The sequence below is a fragment of the Pseudorhodobacter aquimaris genome (genome assembly GCF_001202025.1).
GTDB classification, from domain to species: domain Bacteria; phylum Pseudomonadota; class Alphaproteobacteria; order Rhodobacterales; family Rhodobacteraceae; genus Pseudorhodobacter; species Pseudorhodobacter aquimaris.
The window spans coordinates 1-24896 of record NZ_LGHS01000068.1 but is presented as its reverse complement, the minus strand read 5'-3'; the positions used below and the strand labels follow the sequence as shown (position 1 = coordinate 24896).

Here is a 24896-nt window from a genome sequence, read left to right as displayed (position 1 = left end):
CTTAGTCCCCGTTGCGTGCAAGATGTTTGCGCAGGAAGTTGCGGGTGCGTTCCTCTTGCGGGTTTTTGAACAGCACACTTGGCGGGCCTTCTTCGACCACCACGCCACCATCCATAAAGATCACCCGATCACAGACCGAGGCCGCGAAATCCATCTCATGGGTCACGATGATCATGGTCATATGTTCCTCGGCCAGCTGCTTCATGACCTGATTGACCTCCTCGACCAATTCGGGGTCAAGGGCGGATGTCGCCTCGTCAAACAGCATCACCTTCGGCTTCATCGCCAAGGCGCGCGCGATTGCCACGCGCTGTTTCTGACCACCCGAAAGCCGCGAGGGGTATTCATCGATTTTTTCCAACAGACCGACCTTGGTCAGCTGCTCTTCGGCCAGCGCATTCGCATCGGCCTCGCTGATGCCTTTCAGCATCCGCGGCGCAAGCGTGATATTGCCGCGCACGGTCAGATGCGGAAACAGGTTGAAATGTTGGAACACCATTCCGATGTTTTGGCGCACCTGATTGACGTGTTTTTCATATTGGCGCGGTGGCAGTTGGCGGTTGATCTGCACACCCTCCAGCCAGACCTCCCCCGAGGTCAGCGGGTCCAGCTCATTTATCGCGCGCAGAAGGGTGGATTTACCCGACCCTGAAGGCCCGATGATGGCCACGATCTGCCCACGTTCCACGCTCAGGTTAATGTCACGCAACACCTGCAAAGTACCAAAACTTTTGGCGGCATTCTTGATTTCCACAAAGGCGGATGATCTCATCTGTGCCTCCTTTCCTTAACGCGAAGCGGCTATGCGACGTTCCAGCCGGCGCAAGCCAGCCTCCAGCGCGAGGTTGATGATGTAATAGCAAAAAGCAGCGGCGATGTAGAATTCAAAGGGCCGGTAGGTGCGGCTGATGGATTGCTGCGCGGCCAGCGTCAGCTCCATCACGCCGATCACGGACACCAGCGCGGAATCCTTGAGCAGGGCGATCATATTGTTGCCCATCGGCGGGATAACCGCATGGACCGCCTGCGGAATAATGATCTGGCGCAGGGTTTGCCCACGCGAAAGGCCAAGGGTGCGCGCGCCCTCATATTGGCCCTTATCCACCGCCAAAATCGATGATTGGATCAATTCCGAGTTATAGACCGCAAAATGCAGCCCCAAGCCGATGATGCCCGCGACGAAGGCCGGCAGGTCGATCCCGATCTGGATCAGCCCGAAATAGATCAGGAACAATTGCAACAACAGCGGTGTACCCATAAACAGCCATGCAAACAGGCGCATCGGCAGGCGAATGAACCAAGGCGCATAAAGTGCGGCCACGGCAAATATGATACCGCCGAAAAACGATAGGATACCGGCACCTAAGGTGATGGCCACCGTCCATGCCATGCCCTGCAAAAGCACGCCGAAATAGCCGGGCACGACGCTAAAATCAAGTCCCATAGCGGTTCTCCCCTTGCCCGGTCATACGATCCGCGCCTTGCGGTCCAGCCATGAAATGCCATGACCGACGATATAGATGATGACCATGTACAAAACGCCAGACAGCAAGAACATCTCAAAAGGTTTATAGGTCGACCCGATGTAGCGCTGCGCGGTATAGGTCAATTCCACCACCGAAATGGCAGCCACCAGCGCCGTGCCCTTGATCAGCGCGTTGATATTCACACCCAAGGGACGGATCATCATGCGCATGGCCTGCGGCAGGACAACTTTGCGCATGGTTTCCCAACGTGACATGCCAAGCGTGCGCGCGGCCTCTGTCTGGCCCTTGTTGACGGAAATAATGGCCCCCCGCATGGTCTCGGTCATATAGGCGCCGATATTGACCCCCAGCCCGATCACCCCCGCATCAAAGGCATCCAGATTGATGCCGATCTGCGGCCCCCCGAAATAGAGGATAAACAGTTGGATCAGCGCAGGGGTGCCACGAAAGACGCTGACATATACCGCCCCTATTGCCCGCAATACGACATTGCGCGACAGCCGGGCGGCTGCCCCCAAGGCCCCGCAAGTAAGCCCTAGAATTGTGGTCAGAACTGACAATTCAATCGTGACCCACGCCGCTTCGATAAAGAAAGGGTAGACGCGAAGGATCAGGTCAATATCCATATTTGGCCCTTTGGAGATGGTCTTGCGCGCCAATACCAAAAGCGCGCTCATCGCCTGCCGGACCCCCCGGCAGGCTTTTAACGAGATGGTTTAGCGGATGTCGCCGCCGACCCATTCGTTCGCAATCTCCAGATAGGTGCCGTCTTCCATCATCTCATCCAGCGCCGCTTGCATGGCTGCTTTCAGTTCGGGGTTGCCTTTGCGGATGGCGATACCAGCGGGGAATTTTTCTGCATCTGGTGCCGGAATTTCAGCCAGATCATATTGCCCGCTTTTCATCGCCAGCAAAACAGGAATGGAATCGTTGATCACCACGTCGATCCGACCGTTTGTCAGCTCCATAAGCAACTCTGGCAGACCCTTATAGGTTTTCACGTTATAGCCCTGCGCGCGGGCCCATTCGTCGTGGGTTTCGCCCAAAGTCAGGCCCACAACCGCATCATCCAGTTGTTCCAGCGTGGTGATATCCGAGCCCGCCACAGTGAAAAACGCGCGTTTTGTGTTGTAATAGGGGCCGACGAAATCAATCACCTTTTCCCGCTCTGCCGTGATCGACATGGAACCGACAACAGCATCGAACTTATTGGCCAGCAACCCGCCGATGATCCCGTCCCAGGCGGTTGTCACCACTTCAACCTCGATGCCCATGCGCTTGGCAATCTCTGCGCCGATTGCCGGGTCAAAGCCGACGACCTCATTCTGGTCGTTCACGAAATTGAAGGGCGGATATTGGCCTGTCATCGCAATCTTCATGACGCCGCGCTCTTTCAAACCCTCCAGTTCATCCGCAAAGGCGGCGGGGGCAAGGGTCAGGCCCAAGGCGGCGATTCCGCCTGCAAGGACGCTGCGGCGAAGGATGTTTGTGATCATTGTCATGTGCAAATCTCTCCCGGTTGTTTGCTTTATATCGGGGCATTATCGCGCCCAAATCTGTTTTCCACAAGCAGAGTTGCATTGCACGGGGTCATAGGGCAAATAGATATTGAAAATATCCAAAATAGATTTCATCTATGCTTAGAAAATATGAACAGCGTCTGCCCTGGCAATTGGACTGGAATCTGCTGCGCACTTTTATGGTGGTTGTGGATGAGGGCGGTATCACACCTGCCGCGAATTTTCTGGGGCTAAAGCAGCCCACCATCTCTGCGGCCCTTATGCGGCTGGAGGACAGCTTTGGGCGCAAGCTTATCAACCGCTCCCCCACACATTTCAGCGTGACGCCGCTTGGTCAGGTGCTTTACGCCGAGGCGCGCTCGGTTTTTGGCACCATCTCACAACTGCCCAATCTGATGAGCGGTATGGATGACGAGGTGACCGGCCATATCAGCATCGCCGTGGCCAGCCATGTTGTCTCTTCCCATTTTGATACGGTGCTGGAACAGTTTAATGCGGACCACCCGCAGGTCACCTATAGCTTTTCAACCGTCGAAAGCGCCGAGGTGCTGGCCTATGTACAGCAAAACCGCGTCACTTTGGGGATATGTTTGCTGGAGGACAACACCCGCAAGCTGGACCAACGCATCCTCTACCGTGAATATTTCGGATTTTATTGCGGCCCGAAACACAGGCTCTTTGGCCGCAAGGATATTGCTGTGTCAGAGTTGCATGACGAGTATGCGGTGTCATTTCAAACGGATGAGGCGAATGGCCCGCTGTTTGGCGTGGCTGCTTTGCGCGCGCAACTGGGGCTGCGACCGGGGCTGAAGGGGATATCGTCCAGCTTGCCAGAGGTGCGGCGGATGATCATCTCTAACCTCGGTATTGGCGCACTGCCGGTGCATGTGGCGCGCCGCGATGTGGCCCAAGGCCTTTTGTGGCAACTGCCGCCCTATACTGGCCTGCCTGCGATCGACATTCATGTTGTGACCAATCCCAAACGCACCATGAACCAGGCCGAGGTAGGGTTGCTCTCGCTGCTGCAAACCACCTTGGAACAAACATCCCTTTCTGTGCGGACCTATCGCTGATTGGCGTTGCCTTGTCTGATAATCACCTTATTTCGCACAAAGACGCGGCCAAGGGCTGTTCCCGTTAACGGCTTGGCCATATGGTCGCGCCAAACCTGCAGGCCCAAAGGGCGACAAAAGACATTCCACCGCCCGACGGAGACGAAATGACAGAACAGAACTTTATCCCCGACGCCAGCAACGCCCGCGCATTTCGCGATGCTTTGGGCTGCTTTGCGACCGGGGTGACGATTGTCACGATTGCGGGGGAACACACGCCGATGGGATTTACCGCCAACAGCTTTGCCAGCCTGTCGATGGAGCCGCCGCTGGTGCTGTGGTCACCTGCCAAGCGGTCCTCTCGTTTCACGCATTTTGCAGGCGCGCGGCACTTTGCCATTCATGTTCTGACCGCGGCCCAGGGTGATTTGATCCCGCGATTCATTCGTGGAGGGCCGGGGTTTGAGGGCATATCCTATCATCACAACGCCGAGGGGGTGCCCCTGATCGCAGGCGCGCTGGCACGGTTTGACTGTGTGCAACATGCCACCCATGATGGCGGGGATCACCTGATCATCGTGGGCCGCGTCTTGCGCTGTGTCCGAAATGCAGGCGCGCCTTTGGTGTTTACCCAAGGGAAATACGGCCAGTTTTCCGCGTCCGAATAGGGGTCAGAGGAACAGCCGTACAAGGATCGGCGCGATGATCGCCGTCAAGACCGCGTTCATGCCCATCCCGATACCGGCAAAGGCCCCGGCGGTTTCATTCACCTGAAACGCCCGCGCCGTTCCGATCCCGTGCGAGGCAACCCCAACCGCAAAGCCCCGCGCCTGCCAGTTCTTGATCCGCATAAGATTGAGCAAGGGCGTCGCCATCACCGCCCCCGTGATCCCTGTCAGGATAACCAGCACGGCCGTCAATGTAGGCGACCCGCCAATGGATTCCGACACCCCCAAAGCGACAGGAGCAGTCACGGATTTCGGGGCCAGCGACAAAAGCACCTCGCCTCGCACGCCCAAAGCATAGGCAATCCCCAAGGCCGAAAGCATCGCGGTGACAGAGCCTGCAACCAGCGCCCCGATCATCGGGATGGCAGAGGTTTTGATCTTGCCCAGATTGGCATAAAGCGGCGCCGCCAAAGCCACGGTGGCCGGTCCAAGCATGAAATGCACAAATTGCGCGCCGTCAAAATAGGTCGCATAGGGCACACGCGCGAACCACAAAAGCGATGCCAGCAGGATAACCGCGATCATCACCGGGTTCACATAGGGCTTGCGCCCCGACAGCCCGAAAAGCGCATCCCCCACGCCGTAAGCAATCAGGGTGGCGGTTAACCAAAGCAACGGCTCTTGGGCGAGATAGGTCCAGATATCTGGCAGGCCGGTCATTGGCTTTTCTCCGTCAAACGGCACAGGCCAACAAAAACCAGGGCGCCAACTACAATCGCCAAACCCGTGCTGCCCACAATCGCCAGCAATATCGCCATCCCGTCAGCGCCAAGCTTGTCCAGATGCCCCACAATCCCGACACCAGCCGGCACGAACAACAAGGACAGGTGGGACAACAGGCCCAATGCTGTGGGCTGGATTGCCGCCGCCGCTCGTGGCAGCAGGATGAAAAACACCAGCAAAAACACCATGCCAAGAACCGGACCGGGGATAATCAATCCCAGCCCGCGCGACAGGGCCTCCCCCGCCAGTTGGAACATCAATAATGTTGCCAGATGGACAATCATACCAACCCTCTACCCTTGCTTTTGGGTAGCTTAATCCATCGCAACCGCAATGGGCAGATTTTTTGACGCATTCCGATACCATTTACGGATCGTGGCGCGCTCTTCCTCTTCCATGAAGGACAGGTTGGCGGGGGGCATCGCGCGGGTAACGCCGGATTGGAGATAAATCAGCTTGGCGTTTTTCGCGATATCAGAGGCCGTTTCCAACAAGATCCCCTTGGGTGCGCGGTGGATGCCTTCCCAACCCGGCTCCCGCGCATGGCACATGGCGCAACGCCCGGGGATGATCCCGGACGCCTCCTCAAAACCCTCGGCATTGGCGAAAACCTGTTCCAGCTTGGTCAGATCGCGGGCCTCGGCCTCATCATAACTGTCTTGCATAAGCGGGGCGGTGGACAGCGCCATGATCAGGATGAACAGCACGGTCGTCACAAACCATGTCCAATGCGGCCCCGTGCCCGTGGCGTGCATCGTGTTAAAGTAATGCCGGATCGTAACCCCCATCAAGAACACCAGCGCCGCAATCAGCCAGTTGTACTCGGTCGCAAATGCCAAGGGATAGTGGTTCGACAACATCAGGAAAATAACCGGAAGCGTCAGATAGTTGTTATGCGTAGAGCGCAGCTTGGCGATTTTACCGTATTTCGCGGCCGGGGTGCGGCCCTCTTGCAAATCTTTCACCACAATGCGCTGGTTCGGCATAATGATGAAAAACACATTGGCGGTCATGATCGTGGCGGTAAAGGCCCCCAGATGCAGCAAGGCCGCGCGGCCCGTGAAAATCTGGTTATAGCCCCAAGCCATGATCACCAGCAAAACAAACAGCAAGACCATCAACAAGGTCGGACGCTCGCCCAGCTTGGATTTGCACAGAAAATCATAGATCATCCAGCCAAGGGTCAGCGATGCGGCCGAGATCACGATGCCCTGCAACTGCGACAGATCGGCCTTTTGCGCGTCGATCAGATACAGCTCTGCACCCGCCCAATAGACGACCATCAACAAGGCCGCGCCTGAAATCCAGGTCGTATAGCTTTGCCATTTATGCCAGATCAGATGCTCGGGCATATTGGCCGGTGCGACCAGATATTTCTGGATGTGGTAAAACCCGCCGCCATGGACCTGCCATTCCTCACCATGCGCGCCTTCTGGCATGTTCGGCACTTTGCGCAGGCCAAGATCCAGTGCGATAAAATAGAATGATGCGCCGATCCATGCCATCGCGGTGATGACATGCAGCCACCGTATAGCAAAGCCCAGCCAGTCCCAGATGATTGCCATCTCGTACATATAGACCTCCCCTTTTCCCTAATCTTTCGACTTTAAACGCACGCGCGATTTGATTGTATTACAAAAAGACTTCTAGCTGTTTCAAAATTGTACTATCAATCCTGTCATGGCATATCTTGATAACATCAGAACTTTCATCCGTGTGTACGAGCTGGGGAATATGTCCTCGGCCGCGCGCGATATGCGGATATCGGCGGCGGTGGCCTCGGCGCGGATCTCGCAGCTTGAGGAACATCTGGGCGTGCGGCTGTTTCAACGCACAACACGGATGCTGAACGCGACCGAGCAGGGCAATATCTTTTACCCCGGCGCGCGCAAAATTCTGGATGCGGTGGATGAGGCCGAAGCAGAGGTGAATGAGGTCACGCTGGTGCCGCGCGGCATTTTGCATGTCTCGGCGCCTTTGGGGGTGGGGCGGCGTCTGATCGCACCCGAGGCGGCCTCATTCCACGCGGATTATCCGTTGATCAAGATCCGCCTGCGCCTGTCCGACCGCAAGATCGACTTGGCGATGGAGGGGTTGGATGTTGCATTCTTCCTTGGCATTCCCGAAGATTCCAGTCTACGCATCCGTAAAATTGCCGATTGTGAACGGGTTTTATGCGCCTCGCCCGATTATATTGCGGCGCGTGGCGAACCCGACAGCGTTGAGGCGTTGAAGTCAAAACATGATTGCCTGAACTTGCGCTATCCCGGCGCGCCAGAGTTTCAGTGGCCGCTGCAAACCAGTGACGGCCCCAAACGAATAGAGGTTTCCGGTCCCTTTGAATGTGACGATGGGGATATTTTGACAAATTGGGCGCTGCAGGGGCAGGGCATCATCATGAAGCCCCTTTTTGAAGTGTCCGATTACATCAAGGACGGGCGTTTGGTGCCGGTTTTACGGCAACACCCGCCTGTACCCATCCAGATGGCTTGTCTCTATTCCCACCGCCGAAAACAAGACCCCAAAGCGCGGCTTTTCATTGATTTCATGGTTGAGCGGATGGCCCAGAATATGGGCGATCTGCGGTTGGAAACGCTTTTGTAAAATCCGGCCCCCTTTGCGAAAAAAAGGGGACTGGGTTTTTAGAAATCCACTTCGATTGCGACACCTTTGGTAATGGCCAGATCAACCACCGCCGCCGCCACGGCCAGATCCTGCAAGCCAACACCGGTGCCATCAAACAGCGTTACCTCTTCGACGCTGCTGCGACCTTTGTGGGTGCCGTTGATCACGGCGCCGAGTTCGGCAATATCAGTCTCGGCCAGAACACCGCTGGCAATGGCGTGTTGACATTCACCGATGCTGATCGCCTGCGCGACCTCATCGGTAAACACCGTCGCGCGCGCCACCAGATCGGCGCCTACTTCTTGCTTGCCCTTGGTGTCCGTGCCCATGCAGGCGATATGCGTGCCGGGTTTGATCTGTGCGGCATGTAAAATCGGATCAAAGCTGGAGGTAATCGTGATGATCACATCCGATTGCGCGCCCAGCTCGTCTAGGCTGACGGCCTCAAACGGCAGGCCCAGCTCTTGGGCGGTATTGGCAAGGCGGTCGAGCATTTCAGGATGAAGGTTCCAGCCCACGACCTTTTCAAACTGGCGCTGTTCCACCGCGGCCCGCATCTGGAAGGCGGATTGGTGCCCCGCGCCGACCATGCCCAAAACCTTGGCGTCCTCACGCGCCAAATGGCGGATAGAGACCGAAGAAGCCGCAGCCGTGCGCAGGGCTGTCAACAGGTTCCCGCCGACCAGCGCCTTTACCTTGCCGGTATCTGCATCGAACAAGACAACGGTGGACTGGTGGTTGGTCAGCCCCTTGGCCTCATTGCCGGGCCAATAGCCCCCGGATTTAAGGCCCAACGCCAATCCCTGCCGGTCAAACCCCGACTTGAACCCATAAAGCGCATCAGCATGGCCAATAGACTCGCGGATGACCGGAAAGTTATAGGCATCGCCGCGCGACATCGCGGCAAACACCCCTTCGATTGCCGTAAAACAGGTCGCCCGATCCATCAAATCGGCAATCTTCGCCTCTGGTACAATCCACATAGACATCCCTTCTGCAAGGCCGAGCCCTGCCCTTTATCTGCTCAAACCATCCCGCTAGGGGCAATCAATAGGCCTTGCCGCGCGCCGAGACCGGCCAGACCGTTTCCACCTTGCCGCCGCGCACACCGACATACCAGTCATGCACGTTGCACGTCGGGTCACAGTGGCCCGGCACCAAGCGCAGCTTGTCATTCACCTTCAGCGCCCCGTCAGGATCCTCAACAACACCGTGTTCGTCGCTGCATTTGATATATTTCACATCGTCGCGGCCAAAGATGAACGGCAGACCGCTGTCAATCGATTGCGCCTTGAGGCCCGCATCAACAATGGCTTTATCGGGCTTTGCATGGCTCATCACGCTGGTCAGAATAAACAACGCGTTTTCCCATTCGCCCTGATCGATGCGCTTGCCATCCTGGTCGTGAATACGGCCATAATCGGCATCCATGAAGGCATAGGAACCACACTGCAATTCATTATAAATCCCTGAATTGCTCTCGAAGTAATAGGAACCCGTGCCCCCGCCGGAAACCAGTTCGGTTTCCAACCCCTCGGCTTTCAATGCCTCAACGGCATCGGAAACCTGCGCGATGGCCGCATCAAGCTTGGCCTTACGATCATCAAAGCTGTCCATATGCTGCATTGCGCCTTGATAGGCCTGAATACCGCGGTACGTCAGCCCCGGCGCGGCGGCTGCGGCCTTGGCGATTTCAACCACGGCCTCGGTCGTCTTGACGCCGCAACGGCCCGCGCCGCAGTCAATCTCGATGAACACGCCCAGCTCGGTCCCATGTTTTTGTACGGCCGCCGACAGATCGGCGATATTGGCCACGTCATCGACACAGACAATTACATTTGCCCCAAGTTTCGGCATCCGCGCCAGACGGTCGATCTTGGCCGCCTCCCGCACCTGATTGGATACGAGGATCTCCTTGATGCCCGCGCGCGCAAACACTTCAGCCTCTGACACTTTCTGACAGCAAACGCCGATCGCCCCGCCCATCTCCATTTGCAGCTTCAAAACATCGACCGACTTGTGCATTTTGCCATGCGCGCGATGACGCATACCGTGGGCTTTGGCATAGTCACCCATCTTTTTCACGTTCCGTTCCAGCGCATCCAGATCGAGGATCAGGCACGGCGTCTGGATATCCGCCTCATCCATACCGGGCTTGGCGGGAATGTCGTAACCGACCTCATAGTTATCAAAATTTGTATCTGTATTCATACTTTTGCCCTCACTTCTGCTGCCAGGGAAGCAGGTCGAGATCGACATTGCCCCCGGTGATAATCACGCCCACGCGCTTGCCCGCGAAAATCTCTTTGTTCTTGAGAATGGTCGCCAAAGGTACAGCGCTCGACGGCTCCATCACGATCTTCATCCGCTTCCAGATCAATAACATCGCGTCGATGATCTCTTGGTCCGAGGCCGTCAGAATATCGGTGACGTGGCTTTGCACGAAATGCCACGTCAGATCCTTTAGCGGCACCTTCAGCCCATCGGCCACCGTCACCGGCGCGTCATCGGCAATGATATGACCGGCCTTGAAGCTGCGATAGGCATCATCGGCCTGTTCCGGTTCGGCGGCATAAATCTTGATCTGCGGCGCAAGGTTGGACAGCGTCAGGCAAGTGCCCGAAACCATACCGCCCCCCCCGATGGGGGCGATCACCGCATCAAGGCCCTGCGCCTGCTCGATCAGCTCCTTTGAACAGGTCGCCTGTCCCGCGATCACACGCGGATCATTATAGGGATGCACAAATTCCGCGCCCGTCTCCGCCACCACCTCGGCAAAGACCGCCTCACGGCTGGTGGTTGACGGCTCACATTCCACCACACGGCCGCCATAACCGCGCACGGCTTCTTTCTTGGCCTGAGGCGCGGTGCGGGGCATGACCACGGTGCAAGGAATGCCCCGCCGACCCGCGGCATAGGACAAGCACGTCCCGTGATTGCCGCTGGAATGGGTGGCAACGCCTTTGGCGGCCTGTTCCTCGGTCAGGCCAAACACGGCGTTGGACGCGCCTCGCGCCTTGAAGGCACCGGCTTTTTGCAGGTTCTCACATTTGAAAAACAGCTCGGCCCCCGTCAGATCATTGAGGTATTGCGAGGCCAGAACAGGCGTGCGGTGGATATAGGGTTTGATCCGTTCATGCGCGACCAGCATATCGGCGAGTGTGGGGATATACATAATCTCACTCCGCCGCGATACGTTTGGATTTACCCGACCCAAGACGGTAATACTCCTGCGCCGCCGCAACACCGGACCCAAGCGTGATATCCAGCCCAAGGTCCACCATCACCATTTCCGCCGTCGCCAACCCCGAGAGCATCATCGCATCGGTCAGGCTGCCAAGATGGCCGATGCGGAACAGTTTGCCCGCAACCTCCCCCAAGCCGACACCAAAGGCCATGTCATAATCGCGTGCGCCAACCGTCACGATATCGGTCGCATTGAAACCTTCGGGCGTGCAAATGGCGGAAACGGTATCGGAATAAACATCCGGCGACGTCGCACAAAGCGTCAATCCCCAAGCGTCCACCGCACGGCGCACGCCCTCGGCTATGCGGGTATGACGGGCAAAGACATTTTCCAGCCCCTCGGCCTCAATCATCGCCAATGACGCCTTGAGACCATTCATCAGACCGACCGGCGGCGTATAGGGATAGGCGTTATTGCCATAGCCTTTGGCCATATTACGCACATCAAAAAAAGTACGCGGCAGGGTCGCGGTTTCCACGGCCTTCATCGCCTTTTCGGAAAAACCGACAATCGCAAGGCCTGCGGGCAGCATGAAACCCTTCTGGCTGCCGGTCACCGCAATATCAACGCCCCACTCATCCATCCGGAAATCCATCGAACCAATAGAGGATACCCCATCTACATAGAGCATCGCAGGATGGTTTGCCGCGTCCAACGCCCGGCGCATGGCCGCAATATCGGACTTCACGCCAGTTGCGGTCTCATTATGCGTGGCCAAAACAACCTTGATACTGTGGGATTTATCGCCGCGCAGAATTTCTTCATATTTGTCGGCTGGCAGGCCGTCGCCCCACGGGGTCTCAATGACTTGCACATCCAGCCCGTGACGTTGGCACATATCAATCCAACGGTGACTGAACATACCATTGCGCGCGGCCAGAACTTTGTCGCCCTTGCTCAGCGTGTTCGTCAAGGCTGTTTCCCAGCCGCCTGTTCCCGTCGACGGAAAGATGAAAATCTTGGCGCTGTTCGATTTCAGAACCTTTCCCACGCCCTCAAGGCAGGGATGTAAAATCTTGCCAAATACAGGAGAGCGATGATCTATCGTTGGCATATAGCAGGCTTGACGGATCGCTTCCGGCATATTGGTGGGGCCGGGAATAAAGACCGGATTTTGAAAGGTCATGACATTCTCCTCCATAGGGTTGCGATAAGACTAGGGGGAGTTGCGCACCGGCTCAATTTTTTTGAAATATTTTTTCAAAACACAATATAACATATTTTTGGTATGATATTCGGGGTGTTACATTTTTTCATTTACAGAAATGATTTTTCATTTAATCCTCTACGTCCCCGTATTTTCGACGAAAGAGCCGATACATGACCAATAGTCAGCGCAACAGAGGTCGGCCGAAACGGTTCGATGGTGATGAAAGCCAGAACATCATTCAGTCATTGGATCGCGCAATTGACGTCTTGGAAACCTTGGCCAAAGGCGGCGCCATGACCTTGTCACAAATCGCCGAAAACATGGGGCAATCGCCCGCAACGATCTATCGTGTGCTCTCCACCTTCCGACTGCGCGGCGTGGCTGAGGTAAATCCAGCATCACAAGAATGGTCAATCGGGGCAGAGGCATTCCGGATCGGCAGCGCGTTTTTGCGGCGCAGCAACCTTATCACCCGCGCGATGCCCGTCATGCAGCTGCTGCGTGATCAAACCGGCGAAACCTCCAATCTGGGGATAGAGCGTGAAGATAACGTGGTTTTCGTCGCCCAAGTGGAAACCCATGAGTCCATTCGCGCATTTTTTCCTCCGGGGACACAGGCGCCGATGCACGCCTCCGGTATCGGCAAGGCGCTGTTGGCGATGTATTCTGAAAAGCAATTGAGCCGCTATCTTGTCGATAACCCTCTGCCACCTTTTACACAAAATACGATATGCACTGCCGAGAGTCTGATCCAAGAGCTTAGCTTGATCCGCAAACAGGGCTTTTCTTTTGATGATGAGGAAAAAGCCATCGGTATGCGCTGTATTGCGGCTCCGATCACCAATTTCTACGGCGAGGCTGTCGGCGGAATATCTATCTCTGGCCCATCACATCGCTTGACGCCTGAAAAAACCGTCGCAATTGGCAGGTTGGTTCAAAAAGCGGGGGCGCAAGTCTCTGCCAGCTTGGGGGCTTGATGGGTAGAGTGGCCGATGGCTTGGTGTCGCCTGCAAGCGCAATGCAACATCTCGGCTATCTAACTCCACACAAAGCCTGTTAAAAATAGCTTCGAACAAGTGCCCCTGATACAAGTGCCCAACCATCCGCGACCACGAAGAAGGCCAGTTTGAATGGCATTGATACCACAGCGGGGGGGACCATCATCATGCCCATCGACATCAAAACCGCAGCAACAACCAGGTCGATAATCAAAAAAGGTAGGTAGATAAGGAAACCGATTTCAAACGCCCGCTGAATTTCCGACAGCAAAAAGGATGGCACCAATAGCGATAGAGGGGAGTCGATCGGCGCGCTTGCCTCACCCGGACGCAGCGCTTGCATGGTTGCAAATGTGTCGACATCCATTCGCGCCGACATAAACCCTCTGAACGGGCCAAGTGTGGCGTAAAACGCCTCTTCAAAGGAAAGGGTATTTTCTGTCAACGGCTTGACGCCCTGCAGCCATGCCTCGGTGAATACCGGCTCCATGACGAACCACGTCAGAAACATCGCAAGGCTGATGATGAGCATGTTTGGTGGCGATTGCTGCAAGCCGATGGCCTGCCGCATAATAGAAAGCACCGTTACGATAAAGGGGAAACAGGTGACCATAATCGCTATTCCGGGCACCAAGCTGAGCACGGTGACCAAAGCCATAAGCTGCACCGCGCGACCGGAAAGCGACGCCCCGTCTCCTAGATCAAGTGTTACTTGCTGCGCAAAACCCGGGGAGGCAAGGACGCTCAGAAGTAAGGCAAAGCCAAGAAGCCGATGCATCAAAGCCCACCCTTCAGGTTTGCAACTTCTGTCAATCGCACGGCCAGACGACCCGCATTTTCGCCCTCCATCTCTTCCAGCTCTCCACGTGCGATCAGACGGTCACCGACCCAAAGTTCGACAGGGTCATCGACGCGGCGGTCCAATGCAAGAACGGCATCTTTTTCCAGCTTTAAAAGCTCTTTGACCTGTGGCCGCGCCCGACCGACAGATATGGTAATTTCGATCGGCACTTGGCTGAAGGGGTTATTATCAGCAAGATCATCCATGATTTTGGTCCTTGGTTGTAAGGGTAAAGAAGTCCGACAGCGCATCCTTGATTTCAGCTATGGCGCCATCAAGATCGACACGGGTTTCACAGTCGCCGAGGCGTAGGAAAACCTGCCCCTCACCAAGCGTTGGCTCCTCTACCAGGGTCAGTGGCGGGGCATTTTCATGGTCAATCAAGGGTTCGATCACTTCGCGCGCTGCGGGGTTGAACAAAAGTTTTATCGGGGTATCGGCAGCCATGGCTGCCAGCGGCATCAGCGATTTCTCAACGACGGGTGCCAGAACGCCAGATGCGATCGCTGGCAATAAATGCCCAACAATATCCATTAAAAGTGGCTCTAACCCCTTCAAAACATGGGTGCGCGCCTCATGATAGGTGAAATTCAAAGACTGCAAATTATGCGCCAGATCAGCGGCCATCTGGTTCCGCTCACCTGTCTGTGCCGCCACAGCATCTTCCCAACCTGCAGCATATCCTTGCTCATATGCTGCGAGACGCGCCTCCTCCATCGCGTTCAAATCGGTGACAAGAGTCGCTGACCCTTCATCAGATTTGGTTTCAAAAACTTCCAGCTGAAGGGGGGGCATTACGCGTTCTCCTCTTCATCGGTCTCCATCCAGCCACGCAGAATTTCCACACTTTCACTTTGGCGCTCATCAATCAGGCGACGCAGGCGGGCCATGGGGTCTGCATCGACTTTGCCGTTTTCATCATATGAGACAACCGACAGGTCAGGCATGTCCTGATCATCAATTTCGCCGGTCAGGACTCTGGGCTCTTGTGCCGTTGCTGATTTTCCTTCGGCGGGGGGCAATGCAAGGGCTGCACTCTCCGTGGTCACGGTATTATTGCGAGACCCGTTCATCATAAGAGGGCGCAGCACGAACAGGCCCAGGATCAGGGCAACAACCCCCAAAACAGCAGCCTGAATTAGCGAGACAATGTCAAGTGGACCGACGGCAGACATTATACTGCTCTCGGCGATGCTGCCCGCTTCTGTGATCGGCTCAAAGGCGAGTGATTTCAATACCAGAACGTCCCCACGCGCCTCATCCAGGCCGGCAGCAGACATGACCAGCTCTCGCAAGATCCCAAGCTCTTCTTCGCTGCGCGGCTCCCATGCGACGGTACCATCCGCCGCCGCTACTTGTTCACCGTCGACCAGGACAGCCACCGAGATACGACGCAACGCACCGGGGGATTTTATGATTTCTCTTTGTGTTTCAGACACTTCATAATTTACTCGCTCACGCGTTTCCGTAGAGTTGCTTGACCCTTGACCGCCTGCCCCTGCATCGCCTTCGGGCAAGTTCGAGGCGACCGTAACATCGTTACTGGGTTGCGTTGCGGAGTTGCTGCGCTCTTCGGTGTCCGAGGAAATTGCGACACGGCTTTCCGGATCAAAACGACGTTCGGTAATCTGCTCGCGATCGGTTTCCACATCGATGGCCACTTCAACAATAGCTTTGCCAGGGCCAACGCGGGCAACGAGCAACCGCTCGATATTACGTTTCAATTCTTCTGCACGCGCATCCCCGCCCTTGGTAGGAGAGAACGCCGCATCCCCCGACGGAATAAACCCGGAAACACTGTCGATTACTGAGACATCATCGGGCTGCATCCCTGCAACCGCAGCCGCAACCAGATGGCGCACCGCATTCGCCTGTCCAGCGCCCAAAGCGCCCGATGCAGAGGTTACGGTTACACTTGCCGTCGGGCGGCGGTCCCGCTGAAAGGGCTGGGCCTGCGTCTGTGCTATATGGACCCGTGCGGCACGAATCGCAGGAGATGCCACAATTGTGCGGGCCAGCTCCCCTTCTTTTGCGCGCCAATAGGCCGCGTCAAACATTTGTGAGGTTGTTCCAAACCCTGAAAGGCCGTCAAGCAGCTCATATCCTGCGCCACCGGACGTTGGCAAACCTTCGGCCGCAAGCGTCATACGCAACGAATCACGCTGGCCGCTTTCGACACGGATCGTATCGCCAACCACCTCATAAATAACGCCACGCTGGTCCAGGGCGCGCACCACCTCGCCGGCCGCGCTACTATCCAGCCCTGCGTAAAGCAGCGACATTTCCGGGTTGGTGGCCATACGTGATAATCCAATAACGGCCAAAAACATTGCAACCGTTGCACCGACAATAATGATTCGACGACGCATATTGAGGGAGGACCAAAGCGAAATAAGGTTTTGCACGGACATTCTTTCCATTTTCGAGGCTTCTGCCCCACTCACCCTCAGGTTTCGCGGATTGATATTAATAATCGGTTAGTGACCAGCGGCTTATAGATATTTTATGAGCAATGGACGGAGTACCCGATGGCCGAGGCTGAAACCCCAGACGAAGAAGCCACCCCGAAAAAAAAATCAAAGCTTCCGATTATGATCGGCGCGGTCTTGGCGCTTGTTTTGGGGGGCGGTGGTTTTTACGCGACCTGGTCAGGGATGATCTTGGGCGCGCATGAGGAAGAGGTGGCTGTCGTTACATCCAGCCCGCTGCCAGACATCGCCTTTGTGCCAGTGGAACCGATCATCGTTTCCCTGACACCCGGCTCTTCTGCGCGCCACTTACGCTTTACCTCACAGATTGAGGTGAACACCCCGATGGTTGAGGAGGTAACTCTTCTTATGCCGCGCATCATGGACATCATGAACGGCTATCTGCGGGCAATCGATGTGACCCAGCTAGAAGATCCGTCCGCCCTGATCCGTATTCGCGCGCATATGCTGCGACGAATTCAAATCGTGACCGGCGAAGGGCGCGTGCGCGACCTTTTGATAACCGAATTTGTATTGAACTGAGTGAGGTAAGAAAATGCAACTAATCGCTGACATTCTTTTGGCATCCGGTGCATTTGGCGCCGCGATCTACTGCTACATTCTGGCGCGCAGGTTGAAAAAGCTGCAAACACTGGAGACGGGTATGGGCGGGGCAATTGCTGTTCTGTCCTCACAGGTTGACGACATGACACGCGTATTGGAAAAAGCGCGTGGCGCTGCCGATCATCAGGCGAAGTCACTTGATAGCTTGACTCAGCGGGGCGAGGGTGTTGCCGCGCGGTTGGAGCTTTTGCTGGCCTCAATGCATGACCTGCCGGATGCGCCAAAATCAAATGCGGCCAAATCTGATTCGTCGGGTCATGAACCTGAAAAACGTCTTCGTTTCGTGCGTCGCAAGTTGTCGCACGATAATTTGGAGGCTGCGGAATGAAAGCGCAGAAAAAGGTCTCGGCACGGAAAAAGTCGGGACGGGGGGCATTGGTAACCTTGGCGGCTTTTATGGCAGTCTCTGGCCTAATTCGGTTGGGCGATGGAATCGGCTTGGCGATGGCGCGCACCGGCACGGAGGTGGCGGATACATCAGGAAGTCCTGCCGCCAAAGCGCTGAGCTGCCCCACGCCGCCGCTTGCATTGGCAGAAGCGCTGGCCGAGCGTGAAATGCGCGTCTCAGCACGCGAGGCAGCCCTAACCGATCGATTTGCCGCACTCTCTCTTGCAGATGACGCCATAGAGCAACGCTTGGCAAAACTTGCAGAAGCGGAGGCAAAATTGAGCGATACCCTGGCCCGTGCGGATGGCGCGTCAGAGGCAGACCTGACCCGGCTCACCGAGGTCTATCAATCTATGAAGCCCAAAGATGCCGCCGCATTATTCGCAACAATGGCACCAGAATTTGCTGCGGGTTTTCTGGGGCGTATGCGTCCGGAATCATCTGCTGCGATCCTGTCGGGAATGACACCCGAAGATGCATATACCGTCAGTGTTCTTTTGGCCGGCCGCAACGCCAAAGTTCCTAAAAACTAAGCTGAGATCAGGCTTTATTAACGGGTCTCTGCCACTTTGGCAGCAACGAACAACTTCAGGAGCAGCACATGTTTGGCCTCATAGGTATCCTTGTCATCTTTGTCATGGTTTTCGGCGGCTTTGTGCTTGCTGGCGGCAAACTTGGTATCATCCTCAAGGCAATGCCGTTTGAGATGATTATGATCGGTGGTGCTGCAATAGGCACATTTTTTGTCTCAAACGACTTTGCGGCGGTTAAGGCCACAGGGCGTGATCTTGGAAAAGTATTCAAAGGGCCGAAGTGGAAACCGGCCGACTATCGTGACCTTCTGTGCCTGTTATTCGAGCTTATTCGCATTGCGAAAGCAAATCCTGTTGCACTTGAAGAGCACATTGAGAACCCTTCGGAATCGAGCGTATTCCAACGTTATCCAAACATCCAGAAAGACCACGAATCCATTGAGCTGATTTGCGACACATTGCGCGCGGCATCTATGAATTATGATGATCCACATCAAGTAGAAGAGGTGCTGGACAAGCGCATGGAAACGACTCAAAATCATGCAATGCATTCCAGCCATGCACTTCAAAGTATGGCCGATGCCCTGCCCGCTCTTGGAATCGTCGCCGCGGTTTTGGGTATCATCAAGACTATGGGTGCATTGGACCAGCCCCCCGAGATTTTGGGAAAAATGATCGGTGGCGCATTGGTCGGGACTTTTTTGGGCGTATTCCTCGCATACGGCTTGGTTGGACCATTCGCGTCACGGGTGAAATCGGTAACTGAGGACGACAACCATTTCTACCTCCTGATCCGAGAAGTCCTGATCGCCAATCTTCACAACCACCCTGCAAATATCTGTATCGAAGTCGGTCGTCAAAACACCCCACATCACGTCAGACCCAGCTTTTCAGACCTTGAGGAAGCGTTGCGTGGTTTGAAACAGGAAGCGGCATGAAGTTACTGATCACCATTCTATTCTTTTTGGCCTCATTTCAAACGGGGAACGCGCAAAGTATTGCCGTGACCTCTGGCGAGCATTCTGGATTTTCACGACTTGTGTTTAGTTATTCAGGCTCGGCCGAATGGTCTTTAAACAGAACGGATGATGGTTACATATTGGATATGAAGGGGCAGAAGCCGCGCTTTGACCTGAGCGATGTATATCGTCGGTTGACGACCAAACGCCTATCCAAGATCACAGCGGTGCCAAACTCATCTTCTGTACGCCTGACATTAGACTGTGATTGTTATGCAATGCCTTTTGAGCTTGAGCCTGGCATTTTGGTCGTGGATATCAAGGATGGCAGCGCTCCCGAAGGCTCATCTTTTGAGTTGAAGGTAGATGGTACGAAGTTGCAATCGCTAACATCTGCAGCTGGCGCAACACCTGCCGTCGTCGCGCCGGAGCCCGAAGACAAGATGACAACACTTGAGGCCAAAGCTTTTGCTAACGCGATAGGCACTGCAGCGCGAAGCCCTCAGCCCGAACACTCTATTCCACTGGAAAACCCACCCTTGCAGCTTAATAAGGCTCGGGATGAATTGTTGTGGCAACTCAGCAAAGCTGTTGCTGCAGGAATGGTTGAAGCCACAGGAAAACTGGACATTGGGGACGCACCAGCTGCCACCGCTGGCGCCAAAAACAACATTAGCACAGGCAATCACATTGGAATTGATCCCACTGCATCTGAACGCCAGTTGGATAGCATGACAGGAAATGGGACCCCCTGTTTTGCCGATGCGCGGCTTGACATCACAACCTGGGCAGGGTCCGGGAATCCTGCGCTGGATTTCGCAACAAATACAACCAGTCTTGTCGGCGAGTTTGACCGGCCTAGCCAAGATGCCATCACGCGCCGTGTGCAGTACCTTCTGGCTTTGGGCTTCGGTGCGGAAGCGCGCCAAACTCTTTCGGCACTAAATGTAGATATGCCTGATCGCAGAATATGGGAAACGATGTCCTACATCGTAGATATGGAGGTCCCGCCAGGTACGGTTTTTGATGGTATGGAGATCTGCGATTCCTTGGCGTCATTTTGGGCCGTGTTGTCCAAAGCCGAGCTGCCTTCGCCAAACCAAGTCGCCATTCCCGCGGTCTTGCGCAGCTTTTCTGGCTTGCCTTTGCATCTGCGACGGCAACTTGGGCCGGGCTTGGCGAATAGGTTCTTGGCGCAGGGCGATACCGCCACGGCGAGAGCAATTCGCGATGCTATCCTGCGCGCACCCGGAGATGACACCGCTGCTGTTCAACTCATGAAGGCCAGAATTGATCTGGCGAAAGGTGACACCGTCAATGCCGAGGCCATTCTCTCCCCTCTTTCGGGAAGCTCGGGGCCTGCCGGGGTTGAATCAACTATTGCGCTTATTCAAATGCTCGCAAACGATGGGCAAGAAGTAAGTTTAGACTTAACAACATCTGCTGAAGCCTTGCTAAAAGAGGCAAGGGGCGGTGTTGGTGAAAGCGATCTGCGCAACGCAATTGCATTGGCCTACGCATCACAAGACCGCTATACGTTAGCCTTTGAGACGTCGGCCATTCCAATTCAGGAGGCCACACCTATTTGGCGCATACTTGCAGAACGCGGCACAGATCGGGCTATCTTAAACCATGCAATATTACAAAAATCAGCCCGAATTCCAAATACGTCCATAGCGACCCGACAAAAGCTGGCACGCCGCTTGCTTGATCTCAACTTTCCAGATCAAGCAATCAAATGGGTTAGCCCAAATGCTGCTAACCCCAATGAAATGGCTGCTTCAGATCTACTGTTGCGGGCCGAGGCTGAAATCGCACGCAGTGATGCCATTACTGCGCTAGACTATCTTGCGAATCTTTCTGGTGACGCAGCAGACGCATTGAGGGTTAAGGCGCTCGCAGCACTCCGAACCCCCGATGCAGTTGAGCAATTGGCAAATGCCGGGCAGCGAGATGAAGCCGCTCGCACAGCGCGGCAACAAGAAGAGTGGCCAAAGCTTGTTACTTTGGCACCAGGTGGTATTTGGCAGGAGGCCGCAGCGCTCGTTGTGGACACGGATCTTTCTCAGAACACTAACTCTGCAGTACTTCCTGAAACCGAATCGCAAGCGCAGGGGCCACTCGCGCAAGGCCGTGCCACCTTGGAGGAAAGTGTCGCCGCACGCGCCCTCTTGGAAAAACTGATTTCAGATGAACCTATCCCGTAAAAGGCACCTTACGCCCTAGTCGCCCGGAACTATAATTCGTATCATTTCTGTGATGTGAAACAGGAGATGCTGCGATAGCGGGACGTGCGGTGGCCGAGGTGATCCTGAGCAATGAGGAACGAACCTTTCTGGAAGCGCAGGTGCGTCGGCACAAGGCGGCGCGGTCTCTATCGGATCGGTGCCGAATTATCCTGCTCTGTGCGGAAGGCTTGCAAAGCAAGGAAGTGGGTGTCCGACTCGGAATGCATGAACACACCGTTGGTAAGTGGCGCAGGCGGTTCGTGAAAGATAGGATCGAAGGGCTTACCGACGAGTGCCGTCCCGGTCGCCCGCGTACGGTGTCGGATGCACAGGTGGCGGAGGTGATGAGCGCACTTTGAACGCCACGCCGAAGGACGCCACCCATTGGTCGATCCGTTCGATGGCCGCGGCGACCGCCTTTCGCACACCACCATCCGGCGCATATGGGCCGCATTTGGTCTGCAGCCGCATCGGAGCGAGACGTTCAAGCTCTCGACCGATCCGCTGTTCGTCGACACGGTGCAGGACATCGTCGGCCTCTACATGTCACCGCCGGACAGGGCTATCGTTTTGTGCGTAGACGAAAAATCGTAAATCCAGGCATTGGATCGGGAACAGCCCGTGCTGCCGATGGCACCGGGTGTCGCCGAGCGCAGAACCCATACCTACATCCGACATGGCACGACGTCGTTGTTTGCCGCGTTGGACATCGCCACGCTGGCGGTGATCGGCAAATGCTACAAGCGCCATCGGGCAATCGAGTTTCTCGACTTCCTCAAAAAGATCGACGCGGCCAGCCGATCACACGGCGTGAATGCAGATCAAGGATGACAGCCAAGTTCGACATAGGGCCGCCGCTGGTCTGAGGCCCATGTCGGACGCCAGCCCTCCCGGGTCCACACATAACTAATGTCGCCTGCCCATGTCGGGTTTGGCCCCGCGGCGATAAAGTCCCTATCCAGCAGATTGGGCGCAATTTTGAACTTATGATTGCTAGCTGTCGTGACCTTATGTTTACGTGTCCGAACAACAGATATGCCGTTCTGACGCGTCAAGCGGCCAACGCAACGATGACCGACATTCAGAGCAATCTCTTTTCAGCTTTTCGGTCATCCGTGGCCTGCCGTAGCGACCAAGGCTAAGTCGAGATTGTTCCTTGATATGTGCAAATGTGACCAAGTCAGTCCGTTGCCTGCGACTGGCGGGACGGCCGCGCAAGGCCCGCAATCCAAGATCGGTATCCGCTTGGTTCACTTCTTGAAAGCTGCCGCTCTGGCGGAGCGCAGCGAACGGCACAATCGAGCCGATGTTGTTGAAAAACTCGATCAGGCTCGAAATGGCGTAAAGTCTTAGAACTTTTGTCTTCGCCAGCGCGGATAGCGCCCCCCACCGAAGGATAATTCGATTTCCAGCACTAGCGCGGTTCCTTGCCGACATCACTACGGTCTGCGCTTATATGGAAAAACCGAATAAGGTGCAGAATAGTGAGCCCTACATGCAAAAGAGTAACTCCTTCGACGATCAAATTTTGATGATCCATTCCACCGAGATGGATTTTCTGACGGCGATCGAAGGCGACGTTCGTCTCCCTATCGCGACTAAAGACCGGAGCGCTCTGAAAGGTTGGGTCGAGGAAAACAAGCTTACAATCGTGCCAATCGGTCGACGGCGAAAGGCCGTAGTTGTATCTGGCCAAGTCATGCGATGGGGGTATCCGGAAGGTCTGGAGTACAGTCAAATATGGGTTTCTGTGCGTTACTCCTCCTATAGAGACGCCGTAAAAGCTCAGTTGCGGACGCTAGAAGGCTCGGAGAAGGATATTCATCTCTTCGACGGCGACCATGCTGTCAGCCAAGCTCGACTCAGTGACATTTGGCCGGACGCTTGGGTTAACATGATCTTGGTGGAGAGATCTGTGAATAGAGCGGTCGGTGCGATGCTTGAAAAGGAGCCGCTAGACATAGCAGCGGGTCAACAGCGGGTAGAGATGAATGCCGAATGTATCCTGAAGGCTTTTCTCGAACGAGAGGGGACACTCACCCGGTCCGATCTCGCTTCGTACCTGAAGGCCTGCCGCAGCCGGTTCGTCTCGCTTTCGGGGAAAGGAAGCCTGATAATGGACGGTTCTACTTCGGCTCAATTCGAGGAGTTCGCGATGTCCGAGCGTGCCGACGAATTCTTCGCGCAACTTTGCCGTGATACGGGGGTCGACCCTAGTGAGGTTCTACCCCGGAAAAAATGATTGTCGTCCGCAGGGGCGGACCTCTGGACCAGGCTCCGTGAGTGTCCGCTTTATCCCGCACGACCGTCATTTGTGAACGGTGCATCGAATGACTGTGGGCTGTACGTTTGAGGATCGTTCAACGGACGTTTTTAATTTCGCCTCGCACTCCTTCTGCTGTTGGGAAAACTATGTCTCGATAGGATGGTATGCTTGCGACTTTGTTGGAAAGGAAAATAGATACTTTATTGGCAACACATCCCAGTGTTGCACGCGGCCAGGTCGAAAAAATCTGTGAGTCCTTGTCCACTCTTCGCCCACGTGTCCCAATAGACGTCGTAGCAAAAATGGCAGATGGCAGTGAAAGGCGAGAGGCCTTAATCCGTAAAAATCCAGACATTGCAGGCTTGGCGCTAAACTCTGAACAAATTGAAGAAATAGCCTGTTGATTGTCACTGAGAGCTGCCCCGGCAACAGCAGAAATTGTCATTGAGAATTGACCCATGTGCAACCTTGCCCAGGCTTGAATCAGCTGAGGGCACATGGGGTGATAGACATGGGATTTTTGAAAGTTATTCGGAAATGGGCGCTGCGAGATAAGATGCCCATTCGCGAGATCGCGCGTCGGACGGGCGTGTCTCGCAACACGATCAAGAAGTATTTGCGGGAAGGGATTGTTGAACCTGCGTTTCAGGCGCCGGATCGTCCCAGCAAACTGGACCCTTATGCCAAGCATCTTACAGCATGGCTGACGACTGATCAGCGCAAATCACGCAAGGAGCGCCGAACGGCGAACGGCGAAGCTGATGCATGCCGATCTTGTAAAGCTTGGGTATGACGGTTCCTACGAGCGTGTTGCGGCTTTCGTGCGGGACTGGAAGGGTGAACGGCAGCGTGCGCATCACACGACAGATCGCGGGACTTTCGTGCCGCTGGTGTTCGCGCCGGGCGAGGCTTTCCAGTTCGACTGGAGTGAGGACTGGGCCTATGTCGGCGGTGAGCGCATCAAGCTGTAGGTCGCCCATATCAAGCTGTCGCATAGCCGCGCATTCTTGGTGCGGGCCTATCTGCTGCAAACACATGAGATGCTGTTTGATGCCCACT

The 24896-nt window shown here is 55.4% G+C and carries 26 protein-coding genes and 3 pseudogenes; 13 read left to right on the top strand and 16 right to left on the bottom strand.

The window, feature by feature from the left end; genetic code table 11:
• Position 1 precedes the first annotated feature (1 nt).
• From AKU94_RS13580 to AKU94_RS13565, 4 genes are read right to left on the bottom strand one after another with little or no spacing between them, the layout of a single operon-like run.
• Positions 2-772, bottom strand: a complete 771-nt coding sequence (locus AKU94_RS13580; RefSeq protein ID WP_050527809.1) for an amino acid ABC transporter ATP-binding protein — start codon at positions 770-772, stop codon at positions 2-4.
• A 15-nt stretch (positions 773-787) separates the two neighbouring features.
• Positions 788-1444, bottom strand: a complete 657-nt coding sequence (locus tag AKU94_RS13575; protein WP_050527808.1) for an amino acid ABC transporter permease — start codon at positions 1442-1444, stop codon at positions 788-790.
• Between the two features lie 21 nt (positions 1445-1465).
• The gene (locus tag AKU94_RS13570; RefSeq protein WP_232295770.1) at positions 1466-2164 is read right to left on the bottom strand and encodes an amino acid ABC transporter permease; all 699 of its coding nucleotides are present in this window, start codon (positions 2162-2164) and stop codon (positions 1466-1468) included.
• A 39-nt stretch (positions 2165-2203) separates the two neighbouring features.
• Positions 2204-2989, bottom strand: coding sequence for a transporter substrate-binding domain-containing protein (locus tag AKU94_RS13565; protein WP_050527807.1), 786 nt, complete (start codon positions 2987-2989; stop codon positions 2204-2206).
• 134 nt (positions 2990-3123) lie between these two features.
• Here AKU94_RS13565 and AKU94_RS13560 point away from each other — a divergent pair, with 134 nt between their 5' ends.
• Together AKU94_RS13560 and AKU94_RS13555 are read left to right on the top strand one after the other, a co-directional pair.
• Positions 3124-4080 carry a LysR family transcriptional regulator gene (locus AKU94_RS13560; protein ID WP_050527806.1) on the top strand — a complete coding sequence of 319 codons (957 nt, stop codon included), beginning with the start codon at positions 3124-3126 and terminating at the stop codon, positions 4078-4080.
• Positions 4081-4226: 146 nt separating this feature from the next.
• Entirely contained in the window at positions 4227-4727 is a 501-nt protein-coding gene (locus tag AKU94_RS13555; protein ID WP_050527805.1) for a flavin reductase family protein, read from the top strand.
• Positions 4728-4730: 3 nt separating this feature from the next.
• Here AKU94_RS13555 and AKU94_RS13550 read toward each other — a convergent pair whose 3' ends face one another.
• From AKU94_RS13550 to AKU94_RS13540, 3 genes are read right to left on the bottom strand one after another with little or no spacing between them, the layout of a single operon-like run.
• Positions 4731-5447, bottom strand: coding sequence for an LrgB family protein (locus tag AKU94_RS13550; protein ID WP_050527804.1), 717 nt, complete (start codon positions 5445-5447; stop codon positions 4731-4733).
• The gene (locus AKU94_RS13545) at positions 5444-5794 is read right to left on the bottom strand and encodes a CidA/LrgA family protein (RefSeq protein ID WP_050527803.1); all 351 of its coding nucleotides are present in this window, start codon (positions 5792-5794) and stop codon (positions 5444-5446) included. The genes AKU94_RS13550 and AKU94_RS13545 overlap by 4 nt, the downstream gene beginning before the upstream one ends.
• Before the next feature lie 30 nt (positions 5795-5824).
• Complete coding sequence (locus AKU94_RS13540) at positions 5825-7084, bottom strand: urate hydroxylase PuuD (RefSeq protein WP_050527802.1); 1260 nt, start codon at positions 7082-7084, stop codon at positions 5825-5827.
• Between the two features lie 106 nt (positions 7085-7190).
• Between AKU94_RS13540 and AKU94_RS13535 the strand changes: the two genes are divergently transcribed.
• Entirely contained in the window at positions 7191-8114 is a 924-nt protein-coding gene (locus AKU94_RS13535) for a LysR family transcriptional regulator (RefSeq protein ID WP_050527801.1), read from the top strand.
• A gap of 38 nt (positions 8115-8152) precedes the next feature.
• On the opposite strand, the gene bhcD is transcribed toward AKU94_RS13535, so the two are convergent.
• The 4 genes from bhcD to bhcA all read right to left on the bottom strand — a co-directional run bounded on the left by bhcD (position 8153) and on the right by bhcA (position 12508).
• Positions 8153-9118, bottom strand: coding sequence for an iminosuccinate reductase BhcD (gene bhcD, locus AKU94_RS13530; protein WP_050527800.1), 966 nt, complete (start codon positions 9116-9118; stop codon positions 8153-8155).
• Positions 9119-9182: 64 nt separating this feature from the next.
• Entirely contained in the window at positions 9183-10346 is a 1164-nt protein-coding gene (gene bhcC / locus AKU94_RS13525) for a 3-hydroxy-D-aspartate aldolase BhcC (RefSeq protein WP_050527799.1), read from the bottom strand.
• Positions 10347-10356: 10 nt separating this feature from the next.
• A complete protein-coding gene (gene bhcB / locus AKU94_RS13520) occupies positions 10357-11310 on the bottom strand; it encodes a beta-hydroxyaspartate dehydratase BhcB (protein ID WP_050527798.1) in 954 nt (317 codons plus the stop codon).
• A 4-nt stretch (positions 11311-11314) separates the two neighbouring features.
• A complete protein-coding gene (gene bhcA / locus AKU94_RS13515; protein ID WP_050527820.1) occupies positions 11315-12508 on the bottom strand; it encodes an L-aspartate--glyoxylate aminotransferase BhcA in 1194 nt (397 codons plus the stop codon).
• A gap of 194 nt (positions 12509-12702) precedes the next feature.
• Here bhcA and bhcR point away from each other — a divergent pair, with 194 nt between their 5' ends.
• Positions 12703-13509 (top strand): HTH-type transcriptional regulator BhcR, encoded by an 807-nt coding sequence (gene bhcR, locus AKU94_RS13510; RefSeq protein ID WP_050527797.1) that lies wholly within the window; start codon positions 12703-12705, stop codon positions 13507-13509.
• A gap of 79 nt (positions 13510-13588) precedes the next feature.
• Here bhcR and fliP read toward each other — a convergent pair whose 3' ends face one another.
• Genes fliP through fliF form a run of 4 tightly spaced genes read right to left on the bottom strand, consistent with a single transcriptional unit; the run spans position 13589 to position 16791 of the window.
• Positions 13589-14308: a flagellar type III secretion system pore protein FliP gene (fliP, locus tag AKU94_RS13505; protein WP_050527796.1), complete on the bottom strand. Its 720-nt coding sequence runs from the start codon at positions 14306-14308 to the stop codon at positions 13589-13591.
• Positions 14308-14577, bottom strand: coding sequence for a FliM/FliN family flagellar motor switch protein (locus tag AKU94_RS13500; RefSeq protein WP_050527795.1), 270 nt, complete (start codon positions 14575-14577; stop codon positions 14308-14310). The genes fliP and AKU94_RS13500 overlap by 1 nt, the downstream gene beginning before the upstream one ends.
• Positions 14570-15166, bottom strand: a complete 597-nt coding sequence (locus AKU94_RS13495) for a FliH/SctL family protein (protein WP_050527794.1) — start codon at positions 15164-15166, stop codon at positions 14570-14572. Before AKU94_RS13495 ends, AKU94_RS13500 begins: the two co-directional genes overlap by 8 nt.
• Positions 15166-16791, bottom strand: a complete 1626-nt coding sequence (gene fliF, locus AKU94_RS13490) for a flagellar basal-body MS-ring/collar protein FliF (RefSeq protein ID WP_050527793.1) — start codon at positions 16789-16791, stop codon at positions 15166-15168. The genes AKU94_RS13495 and fliF overlap by 1 nt, the downstream gene beginning before the upstream one ends.
• 108 nt (positions 16792-16899) lie before the next feature.
• On the opposite strand from fliF, the gene AKU94_RS13485 reads away from it, so the two are divergent.
• The 6 genes and pseudogenes from AKU94_RS13485 to AKU94_RS19315 all read left to right on the top strand — a co-directional run.
• On the top strand, positions 16900-17382 hold the full coding sequence (locus tag AKU94_RS13485; protein ID WP_050527792.1) for a flagellar basal body-associated FliL family protein: 483 nt from the start codon (positions 16900-16902) through the stop codon (positions 17380-17382).
• 13 nt (positions 17383-17395) lie between these two features.
• Positions 17396-17791: a hypothetical protein gene (locus AKU94_RS13480; protein ID WP_050527791.1), complete on the top strand. Its 396-nt coding sequence runs from the start codon at positions 17396-17398 to the stop codon at positions 17789-17791.
• 116 nt (positions 17792-17907) lie between these two features.
• Positions 17908-18384: a MotE family protein gene (locus AKU94_RS13475; RefSeq protein ID WP_332307230.1), complete on the top strand. Its 477-nt coding sequence runs from the start codon at positions 17908-17910 to the stop codon at positions 18382-18384.
• Positions 18385-18452: 68 nt separating this feature from the next.
• Entirely contained in the window at positions 18453-19322 is an 870-nt protein-coding gene (motA, locus tag AKU94_RS13470; protein ID WP_050527789.1) for a flagellar motor stator protein MotA, read from the top strand.
• Positions 19319-21550, top strand: coding sequence for a tetratricopeptide repeat protein (locus tag AKU94_RS13465; protein ID WP_050527788.1), 2232 nt, complete (start codon positions 19319-19321; stop codon positions 21548-21550). The genes motA and AKU94_RS13465 overlap by 4 nt, the downstream gene beginning before the upstream one ends.
• 74 nt (positions 21551-21624) lie before the next feature.
• Positions 21625-22363 (top strand): annotated as a pseudogene (locus tag AKU94_RS19315) (IS630 family transposase); the annotation flags it as partial.
• Between the two features lies 1 nt (position 22364).
• Here AKU94_RS19315 and AKU94_RS19310 read toward each other — a convergent pair.
• Positions 22365-22801 (bottom strand): annotated as a pseudogene (locus AKU94_RS19310) (IS3 family transposase); the annotation flags it as partial.
• A gap of 226 nt (positions 22802-23027) precedes the next feature.
• On the opposite strand from AKU94_RS19310, the gene AKU94_RS13450 reads away from it, so the two are divergent.
• From AKU94_RS13450 to AKU94_RS19305, 3 genes and pseudogenes are all read left to right on the top strand, one after another.
• Positions 23028-23813 carry a hypothetical protein gene (locus tag AKU94_RS13450; protein ID WP_050527787.1) on the top strand — a complete coding sequence of 262 codons (786 nt, stop codon included), beginning with the start codon at positions 23028-23030 and terminating at the stop codon, positions 23811-23813.
• Between the two features lie 188 nt (positions 23814-24001).
• Positions 24002-24241, top strand: coding sequence for a hypothetical protein (locus tag AKU94_RS19770; protein ID WP_157056552.1), 240 nt, complete (start codon positions 24002-24004; stop codon positions 24239-24241).
• A 107-nt stretch (positions 24242-24348) separates the two neighbouring features.
• Positions 24349-24896: pseudogene (locus AKU94_RS19305) on the top strand (helix-turn-helix domain-containing protein); the annotation flags it as partial.